Annotated in this window: 2 protein-coding genes and 1 pseudogene; all 3 read left to right on the plus strand. The window is 29.6% G+C overall.

Annotated elements, in window-relative coordinates; genetic code table 11:
- Window positions 1–129, plus strand: a pseudogene (locus HMPREF2782_RS09665) (methionine--tRNA ligase subunit beta); the annotation flags it as partial.
- Between the two features lie 227 nt (window positions 130–356).
- Complete coding sequence (locus HMPREF2782_RS04445) at window positions 357–1,007, plus strand: response regulator transcription factor (RefSeq protein ID WP_070641166.1); 651 nt, start codon at window positions 357–359, stop codon at window positions 1,005–1,007.
- A 1-nt stretch (window position 1,008) separates the two neighbouring features.
- Window positions 1,009–1,691 (plus strand): sensor histidine kinase (locus HMPREF2782_RS04450; RefSeq protein ID WP_261668643.1); only part of this gene is annotated, 683 nt, incomplete at its 3' end.

Genomic DNA, 1,691 nt, shown 5'->3' on the forward strand with positions numbered 1-1,691 from the left:
CCTCGTAAGATGATGGGAATCGACTCAGAAGGAATGATTATATCTGCAATTTGTGAGTACGATGGAGAGGAAAAACTTAACTTAATAATGTTAGATGATAATATTCCAGCAGGATCAAAATTATATTAAAGGACACGCTAATTATGAAACTGGGGTTTGTTATGAATCCCAGTTTAATTTTTATAATGAAGATTGAAAATTGATAAAAAACGTTAATGACTCTACATTGAAATAAATTAGCTGATCTAAGCAGGGCAGGTTTTATGTTGCGGTCATAAGTGCTGCCATAGTATAGCTATTGTGTATGAAAAAAATTTTTTAATAGATTTCAAAGGTTAATGTATGAGAGGGTTAAAATGAAGAGTGTTTTGATTATAGAGGATAATAAAGAAATTGCTTTACAAATGGGAAAGTATTTAGTTAATAATGGTTATGAAGTAGAGATTGCATCATCTTTTTACGAGGCGACCTATATGATGAATGTAGACATTGATGTGGCACTACTTGATATAAATCTACCAGATAAAGACGGTCAACATTTGATTAAAAAGTTAAAAGATAAGGACATAAGAGTTATAGTTACTACTGTAAAAAATGATGAAGATTTTATAATTGCCGCCCTAGATCAAGGAGCAGACGACTATTTAACAAAGCCATTTTCCCTTGCCATATTAAGGGCAAGAATTGATGCGGTTTTAAGGACAATACCTATATCACAAGATAAAAGTATATCTTATAAGGATATAAAAATAGATTTAAATCAGTCAAAAGCTTATTTTAAGGGAAATCTAGTAGATTTAACTTCGCTAGAATATGAAATCCTAGTTTTATTTATCAAAAATCCTCACAGGGTTTTCACAAGAAGCCAACTTTTAGAAATGTTTTGGGAAGATAGAGATAAGTTTGTAAATGACAATACTCTCACATCAACTATTAAGAGAATAAGAGAAAAAATTGATAGAGAAGTTATCACTACTGTCAGAGGAATCGGATATAGGATGGATTGAGATGCTATATATATTTTGGATAATAAGTCTTTTACTTCTTTATTATTTTTTAGAATCAAGAAAGAAAAATAGAATAAATGAGCTTATAGATCTGATAGAAAATATGAAAAATCAGGACTACAAAATTCCTATGAAGCAAGATGATTTTTCAATTTTGGAAGATAAAATTTATAAGCTTTTTATAGAAATAGTAGAAGCCAAAGAAACAAGTAGAAAAAATAGCGAAAAGCAAATCGAATATCTAGAAGACATCGCCCATCAAATCAAAACTCCTATTACATCTATGCTTTTTTCCATAGAAAATTTGGAGATGGGCTTTACAGATAATAGAGATATAGAGATTTTAAAAAGGCAAACTATTAGATTAAATTCTCTATCAGATATTTTACTTAAACTATCAAGCCTTGATGCAAACAAAGATTTAATGAAAAAAGAACAAATTTGTTTAGATGAATTAGTAGATTATGCCTTAGATAGTTTGAATTTAAAGAAATCTATAAAGATAGAAAAGAGAACGGATTTAAAAGAAAATAGCATCATTGGAGATTTTTATTGGCTGGCAGAAGCTCTCATTAATATTATAAAGAATGCTGATAATAGACCGACCTGTGACAAAATTGTGCTTTCATCCTACAAAAATCCCCTATATACAAGCTTAATCATTGAAGACAATGGCGGAGGAAT

It is taken from the genome of Anaerococcus sp. HMSC068A02 (assembly GCF_001811125.1).
Lineage (GTDB): Bacteria > Bacillota > Clostridia > Tissierellales > Peptoniphilaceae > Anaerococcus > Anaerococcus vaginalis_C.

Bases quoted from the DNA above. Each gene is read 5' to 3' on its own strand.
- HMPREF2782_RS04445 (WP_070641166.1), top strand. From the start codon at position 357: ATGAAGAGTGTTTTGATTATAGAGGATAATAAAGAAATTGCTTTACAA.